General features: G+C 68.9%; 5 protein-coding genes and 1 pseudogene. All 6 read right to left on the bottom strand.

The window, feature by feature from the left end; all coding sequences use genetic code 11:
- Positions 1-306: 306 nt before the first annotated feature.
- Complete coding sequence (locus PV762_RS00445; protein WP_421033061.1) at positions 307-2,679, bottom strand: TonB-dependent receptor; 2,373 nt, start codon at positions 2,677-2,679, stop codon at positions 307-309.
- A 57-nt stretch (positions 2,680-2,736) separates the two neighbouring features.
- Positions 2,737-3,135: a DUF2946 domain-containing protein gene (locus PV762_RS00450; protein WP_421033062.1), complete on the bottom strand. Its 399-nt coding sequence runs from the start codon at positions 3,133-3,135 to the stop codon at positions 2,737-2,739.
- Between the two features lie 38 nt (positions 3,136-3,173).
- On the bottom strand, positions 3,174-4,496 hold the full coding sequence (locus tag PV762_RS00455; protein ID WP_421033063.1) for a M20 family metallopeptidase: 1,323 nt from the start codon (positions 4,494-4,496) through the stop codon (positions 3,174-3,176).
- Between the two features lie 31 nt (positions 4,497-4,527).
- Positions 4,528-6,348 carry a 2-oxo-4-hydroxy-4-carboxy-5-ureidoimidazoline decarboxylase gene (gene uraD / locus PV762_RS00460; RefSeq protein WP_421033064.1) on the bottom strand — a complete coding sequence of 607 codons (1,821 nt, stop codon included), beginning with the start codon at positions 6,346-6,348 and terminating at the stop codon, positions 4,528-4,530.
- A gap of 17 nt (positions 6,349-6,365) precedes the next feature.
- Positions 6,366-7,322 (bottom strand): allantoinase PuuE, encoded by a 957-nt coding sequence (puuE, locus tag PV762_RS00465; protein WP_421033065.1) that lies wholly within the window; start codon positions 7,320-7,322, stop codon positions 6,366-6,368.
- Between the two features lie 38 nt (positions 7,323-7,360).
- A pseudogene (locus PV762_RS00470) lies at positions 7,361-7,544 on the bottom strand (GntR family transcriptional regulator); the annotation flags it as partial.

Here is a 7,544-nt window from a genome sequence, read left to right on the forward strand (position 1 = left end):
GGTCAGGGCGGGGAACTACGGGGTGGACGAACCGCGACGCCGTGTCGCCGTCGCGGCTGGCTCAAACTGATCGTCTTTCGCGATCGACCGACTTGTCCGAGTCGTTTTGGGCTCTGGCTCGGTTCATGATGCTGGGATGTCAGCCACGTCTTGGAACGCGCACAAAGAGCGGCAACCTTCGAGTCCTTCCAGTCAGGCGAAGCTATCGCCTGCACGATGAAGTCATCGATCCAACCCTCTGGATTCGACGGATCATCCATACCTCCCGGCACTGGCCGGGGATCGAGTTGCCAGACTGACCTGCGGCTAGAAGTCCCACCTCGCCTCCACCTGGAACGTCCTTCCCGGATACGGATGGAAGTTCCAGTACTGGTAGTTGTTGAGGTTGTCGACGCCGGCGGCGAGGGTCCACTGCCTGTCGATCTTCCACTGGGCCCGCAGGTCGACGGTGAAGTACTTGCTCGCCGCCATGTAGGCGAAGCCGTTGACGTCGCTGTTGTCGAGCGTGCTGAACTGCTTGCCGCTGTAGCGCGCGCCCAGGCTCAGGCTGAGGTCGTCGCGGGCCTGCCATTGCGCGAGCACCGTGGCGCGCCAGCGCGGCACGCGCGGCTGCCACTTGCCGATCGTGTCGCCCGGCACCGTCGCGTAGCCGGCGTTGGCCAGGATGATCGAATCGGCGAAGGTCACGCTGCCGGTCAGGGTCACGTGTTGCGGCAGACCCGCCGTCCCGCTGAACTCGACACCGCGCGTGCGGATACGGTCAATGTTCTGCACCGTGTTCGCATTGGTCGCGACGTTCAGCTGCGAGTACAGCGCATCGCGGCTGTCCTCGTGGAAGAGCGTCACCCGCAGCGCATCGCGATCCTGCCCGGTCCATTCGGCGCTGAGTTCGCTGGTCCAGCTGCGCTCGGCCTTCAGGTTCGGGTCGTTGTTGATGAACTGCCCCGCCGCGTTGAAGCCGCCCTGGAACAACTCGCTGACCGTCGGGAAGCGCACCGCGCGGCCGGTGCTGGCCTTGATCACCCACTGCTCGCTCAGTCCGTACGACAGCGCCGCCTTCGGCGACCACGCAGTCTGCGCGCGTGACGGGTGGTTCCGCAGGTTGGTCGTCGACTGCGTGACGCCGTCGAACGATTGCCAGTGCTCGCCGCGCAGGCCGAGCACCGCCGTCCAGTCGGGCGCGAAGGCCCAGGCATCCTGGGCGAAGACGGCGCGCACCCGTGTGTCGCCGTCGAAGCGCGAGGTCAACGCGCCGGCATCGCCCGACCGCCAGTCCGTGAGCGCGGAGACACGCGTGCGCAACCGATAGCGCTCCTGCGACACGCCCGCGTCGATCGTGTGATCGCTGCCGTCCGGCGTCCAGGTGAGCTTGCCGGACAGCGTGTTCCAACCGGTGCCCGCCTGGTCGGTGAGTCGGCCTGCGTTCGCCGCGGTGCTCGTCGGCGCGTACGCCCGCGAACGGTCGGCGAGGTAGTCGTACAAGCTGCCCGACACCTCCCACCCGAGCCCGTCGCGCACACGGCGCTTCAGCGAGATCGCGTGCATGCGGTGCTCCAGCTCGTCGCGTGTCTGCGGGAAGTCGCTCGCGCTCAAGCTGTAGCCCTTGCCGTCGATAGTCACCGGCTGCGTGATGCCGCCGCCAGCGCGGTGGTCGATGGTCCGCCCGTTCGTATCGGTCAGGAAGCTCTGTGAGCGACCGTCGGAGTCGTTGCTCCACAACCCGAAGACATACATGGCGCGCAGACCGGGCTCGAAGTCGTAGGCGAGCTTCAACTTCGCCTGATCCTGCACCGTGTCGTACTGCGTGCCGCTACCCAGCAGCAGCCACGGCTGGTTGCTCCGGTTGAGGCCCGCGACTGCGCCGGTGACCGGCACGGCGCCGGCGGCGGGTGCCGACGAACTCAAGGTCCGCGTCGCGAAGGTCTGAGGCTGTCCCTCGCTGTCGGTGCGGCCGGCGTGCAGCCACCACGAGAACGCGCCCTCCGCGCTGCCGATCGACGCACTGGCCTGCTTCGCGTCGTAGTCGTGTTTGTGGCCGTACAGATCGTTGGGCTGATGGCTGTAGCCCACCCGCGCGTGCGCCTCGAACCGGGTCGGCATGCGCGTCTGGTAATCGACGACGGCGCCGACCGCATTGCCCGAATACGCCGCCGAGAACGGCCCGTACATCACGTCGACACGCGCGATCTCCTCCGGCGACACCAGACCCCAGCGCGGCGCAAAGGTCGCGCCGTTGCCGAGCAGGTTGGACAGCAGGATGCCGTCCGCGTAGACCAGCGACCGCGCGCTGTTGCCGGTGCCGGAGGCTCGTGTCGAGAGCACGGCGTGGTTGTAGTCGCCGATGTAGCGCTTGCGCACCAGCAGGCTGGGCAGGTACTTGAGCGCGTCCTCGGCATCGGTGGCGTTGACGTCGCGGGCGATCGCCTCGCCGGTGACGCTCTCCATCGTCGTGGGAATGCGGCTCGGCAGCGAGGTCGGCGCCGCGCCGTCGACACGGACGATGCCCAGCGACTGGGCGCGAGCGGGAGGCAGGGCAGGGGCGAGGACGGAGGTGTCGACGGCGGCGTCCTTGGCGACATCCTCGGCGGCGGACACGGTGGTGAACGCGGCCGCGCAAGCGGACGCGATCACCGTCAGCGCGCGGGCTCGAAGCCGACGCGCACGGGAAATGCTGTGCATGGAAAGGAACTCCAACGGAAATGAAGGAGCACCGGCGTCAGGCCGGTGCGACAGACTTCAGACCGTCAGGGGAGGGGCTCTCGCGGGCGCGCTGCGCCAGGCATGGGCCGTGACCGTCGCGCTGAAGAAGCGCTCCGGCAGGCCGTGGCGCAGTTCGGTGCGCAGCGGCAGCACCGCAGGCACCGGCGGCAGCGGCACCGCATCCTGGTGCAGGTGGCAGAACGCACAGTGCTGGAACAGCGCGTGGTCCTGATCATCAACGCCACTGTCCGCCAATCCCGCTCGCAGCTCGGCAGCTCGCGGGCCCACCACGCTGGATCGGCAGATCTGCGTCCACGGCGCCAGATCCCCGTTCAGGGCCTGCGCCGCCATCGACGCCGCCGGCAGCAGCGCCGCCAGCCAGAAGACCAGGACGGTCATCCAGCGGGCAATGGCGGTGGGGGAATGCAGACGCATGACGCGGCGGATTCTAGGCGCGCCGCGCCGGCGGGCGCTCAGCGGGACTGCAACAGATCGAAGAGCGTGCGAGCGACGACCTTCGTTGCCCGGCGCAGGTCCTCCAGCTCGACACGCTCGTCGGAACGCTTGGCATGCGACGCCAGCACGGTGCGCGGTCCGGCGCCGTAGATCGCCGCGGGAATGCCGTGCTCGCCGTAGAGGCGCACGTCGGTGTAGAGCGGCGTGCCCGAGGTCGGGATCGGTTCGCCGAACACCGCCTCGCCGTGCCGCTGCAGTGCTTCCACCAGCGGACGGTTGCCCGGCAGCGGCTTGAGCGCGCGCGCAAGCAGCAGCCGCTTCACGTCGACCGTGACCCCCGGGCACGAGGCCGCCGCCTTCGCGATGACATCGCGGATCTCCGCCTCGACGACGACGGGATCCTCTTCCGGAATCATCCGGCGATCCAGCTTCAGCGTGACCTTGCCCGGCACGACGTTGGTGTTGGTGCCGCCCTCGATGCGTCCGACGTTCAGGTACGGATGCGTGATCCCCTCGACCTTGGACGTGACCTCGCGATAGGCGAGGTTGCGCGCATAGAGCGCGTTCAGGATCACGACTGCGCCCTGCAGCGCGTCGATGCCGGTGTCCGGGATCGCGGCATGCGCCATCTTGCCGTGGACCGTCACCTCCATCTGCAGGCAGCCGTTGTGCGCGGTGACCACCTGGTAGCTGAAGCCGGCGGCGATCAGCAGATCGGGTTTCGTCAGCCCTTGCTGCAGCAGCCAGCCGGGTCCGAGTTCGCCGCCGAATTCCTCGTCATAGGTGAAGTGCAGCTCGACGCCGCCCTTGAGCGAGACGCCCGGTGCGTCGATCTTTGCGGGACCTTGCGCGGCCAGCGCCTCCAATGCGCGCAGCGCGAAGGTGTAGGTCGAGAAGTCGCTCTTGCTGACCGCGGAAGCGCGTCCGAAGAGCTGACCGTCGACGACCTCGCCGCCGTAGGGATCGTGCGTCCAGCCGTCGCCCGGCGGCACCACGTCGCCGTGTGCGTTCAGCGCGATCACGGGACCGCCGCCGTCGGCGCCGAAGCGGCGCCGGACGATCAGGTTGGTCAGCGATTCGAGACCGTACTCGCGCACCTGCGCCTGCGGCACCGGGTGCTGCTCGGCGACATAGCCCATCTCCGCGAGCAGCTCCGCGGTGCGCGCCGCATGCGGCGCGTTGTTGCCGGGTGGCGTGTCGGTCGGCACACGCACCAGCGCCTGCAGATAGCGCACCTGCTCGTCGAAGTGGGCGTCGATCCACGCGTCGAGCGCGTCGTAGGAGGCCTGGGAGGCGTGCTCGGCCGCGTGCTGGGACGAGGATTGGGAGGAAGCGGTCATGGGGTGTCGGGTCCGGGAGATCGAGGGGCGTTCACAGCCGGTCGAGCAGCGCGAGGAAGGCCCGCACGCAGAGCTCGGTGTCGTCGTTGCTGATCGCTTCGAGGGGGTTGTGGCTGATGCCGAGGTTCAAGCCGCGCTGGAACAGCATCGCCTGCGGCATTGCCTGGTGCAGCTTCATCGCGTCGTGGCCGGCGCCCGAAGGCATCCGGTGCACCGGCAGGCCGAGCGTGTCGACGGCGGCCTCCCAGCGCGACTGCCATGCCGCATCGCTGGGCGCGGCGGCGGCGGCTTCGGTGCGCTCCAGCGTGACGCTGACGCCGCGGCGCTCGCAGATCTCGGCCAGGCGCGCGCGCACGTCGGCGTCGAGCGCGTCGCGCGCGGCGTCGGTGGTCGCGCGCAGGTCCAGGCTGAATCGGCACCGACCCGGGATCACGTTGATCGATCCGTTGGGCACTTGCAGCTGGCCGACGGTGCCGACGACCTCGGGCACGGCGCCGGCGCGTTCCTCGACATAGAGGATCAGCTCCGCCACGGCCGCCGCTGCGTCACGCCGACGGTCCATCGGCGTCGTGCCGGCGTGCGAGGCGAGTCCGCGCACCTCGCCGACGTAGCGCAGGCTGCCGTTGATCGAGGTGACGATGCCCAGCGGCAGGTCAAGCTCGTTGAGCACCGGTCCCTGCTCGATGTGGACCTCGACGAAGCCGAGGTAACGCGCGGGATCGCGCTTGAGCGCTTGAATCGCCTCCATCGTGCCGGGCAGTCCGGCGTCTTGCATCAGGTCGCGCAGCACGACGCCGTCCGCGTCGGCCTGATCCAGCCACGCCGGATCGAAGCGCCCGACCAGCGCGCTGGACCCCAGGAAGGTCGCCTTGTAGCGCTGGCCTTCCTCCTCGGAGAAGCCGATCACCTCGATGCCGTGCTTGAGCCGGCGGCCCTGCCGCTTGAGCTCGCGCACGCACGCCATGGGCACGAAGATGCCGAGCCGCCCGTCGTACTTGCCGCCGTTGCGGACGGTGTCGTAGTGGCTGCCGGTGAGCAGCCGCGGCGGCTCGTCGGCCGGTCCGCCGTGCCGGTCGTGATGCTCGCCGTGATAGACGCCGACGACGTTGCCGACGGCATCGATGCCGACTTCGTCGAACCCGCACTCGCGCATCCAGTCGGCGAGTTGCGCCGCCGCGGCGCGATGCGCCTCGGTCAGGTAGAGGACGGTGAGCTGACCGTTCTCCGCGAAGCCGGGATCGGAGAACCGCGCGAGCGACTCCGCCCAGTCCCAGACCTGGTTGCCGAGCGTCGGCACGACGCCGGACGTGTTGCCGAACTTGTCGTTGAGCCGGATCTCCGCGATGCGGTGGATGTTGCGCAGGCACTCGGCGCGCTCGATGTCCGGGTGTCCGTTCAGGCGCCGCGCGAAGGTGTCGATGATCTGCTGCCGCGACAGGCCGTCGCCGCGCGGGCCGCGCACCGCCAGAATGAAGGGCCAGCCGAAGCGCGCGTTGTAGTCGGCGTTCAGCTGCTGCAGGCGGGCGAACTCTTCCGGCGTGCAGTTGGTGAGGCCGGCCTTGCTCTGCTCGTTCGTCGATTCCGCGGTGAGCGACTTCGCGACCATCGCCTTGCCGGCGAGCTCCGGATGCGCCCGGATCAGGCCGAGCTGCTCGTCGAGCGCGGCCTCGCGAACGACGGTCGCCATCGCATGCTTCAGCGCGGCGAGGCTCGCAAAGCCGCCGGCGGCGCGCAGCGCGAAAGCGCGTCGCGCGATCCACGGCGAGTGTTCGTAGACGCCGTCCAGCAGCGCGACGAACGCGTCCTCGCCGGCGACGTTCAGTTGATCGAGGGAGAGGGAATCGGTAATCATGGAAACGGTGCTCATCATCAGCCCCAGACGAAGGCCTTGTCCGCATCGAACGGATGCGTGGCGCGCCAGTGACGGGCGATGTCGATGCGGCGGGCGACCCAGACGCGGTCGTGTTTCTCGACGTGGTCGAGGAAGCGCTGCAGCGCCCGCATGCGCCCGGGGCGGCCGAGCAGCCGGCAGTGCATGCCGATGCTCATCATCTTGGGCGCCTCGGCGCCCTCCGCGTAGAGGACGTCGAAGGTGTCGCGCAGGTACTCGAAGAACTCGTCCCCGTGGCTGAAGCCCTGCGGCAGCGCGAAGCGCATGTCGTTGCAGTCCAGCGTGTAGGGCACGATCAGGTGCGGCGTCAGCGCGCCGTCGGTCTTGCGCACGTTGAGCCAGAACGGCAGGTCGTCGCCGTAGTAGTCGCTGTCGTACTCGAAGCCGCCGAAGTCGGCGACCAGCCGCCGCGTGTGGGGGCTGTCGCGGCCGGTGTACCAGCCCGACGGGCGCTCGCCGGTCAGCTGCTGGATGATGTCCATGCCGATGTCCATGTGCTGGCGCTCGATCGCTTCATCCACGCCCTGGTAATGGATCCATCGCCAGCCGTGGCAGGCGATCTCGTGGTTCAGCTCGACGAAGGCCTTCGTCAGCTCCGGATGCCGCTCCAGCGCCATCGACACGCCGAAGACGGTCAGCGGCAGCGCGCGTTTCTCGAATTCGCGCAGCAGCCGCCATACGCCGGCGCGCGAGCCGTATTCGTAGACGCCTTCCATGCTCAGGTGCCGCGCGGGGAAGGCCGGCGGGTTGAACATCTCGGACAGGAACTGCTCGCTGCCGGCGTCGCCGTGCAGCACCGAGTTCTCGCCGCCTTCCTCGTAGTTGAGGACGAACTGCACGGCGATGCGCGCCTGGCCCGGCCATTTCGCCTGGGGCGGGAACTCACCGTAGCCGATGAGGTCGCGGGGGTAGCCGGGGGAGACGACGGGTTTCATGCGGCGGACGTCCTGTCGATGTCGGAGGGGCGGCGCGCTCAGCGCTGGAGGACCGACTTGAGGTCCTGCACACGCGGATCGAGCCGCAGGTTGGCCTCGACGTTGCCGAGGTGCGCGTCGAGCAGCTTCAGCACCGCGCGCTTGTCGCGGACTTCGAGCGCGTCGACGATGGCGTCGTGTTCGGCCTGGGATTCGGCGGCGGAATGGGAGCTCTGGTACATC

Source organism: Mitsuaria sp. CC2 (assembly GCF_048957715.1).
In the GTDB taxonomy this organism is placed as follows: Bacteria; Pseudomonadota; Gammaproteobacteria; order Burkholderiales; family Burkholderiaceae_C; genus Roseateles.

What these genes read in the sequence shown, in the direction of transcription:
- PV762_RS00445 (WP_421033061.1), bottom strand. Translation starts at nt 2,679, where the DNA reads ATGCACAGCATTTCCCGTGCGCGTCGGCTTCGAGCCCGCGCGCTGACG.
- PV762_RS00450 (WP_421033062.1), bottom strand. Translation starts at nt 3,135, where the DNA reads ATGCGTCTGCATTCCCCCACCGCCATTGCCCGCTGGATGACCGTCCTG.
- PV762_RS00455 (WP_421033063.1), bottom strand. Translation starts at nt 4,496, where the DNA reads ATGACCGCTTCCTCCCAATCCTCGTCCCAGCACGCGGCCGAGCACGCC.
- uraD (WP_421033064.1), bottom strand. Translation starts at nt 6,348, where the DNA reads ATGATTACCGATTCCCTCTCCCTCGATCAACTGAACGTCGCCGGCGAG.
- puuE (WP_421033065.1), bottom strand. Translation starts at nt 7,322, where the DNA reads ATGAAACCCGTCGTCTCCCCCGGCTACCCCCGCGACCTCATCGGCTAC.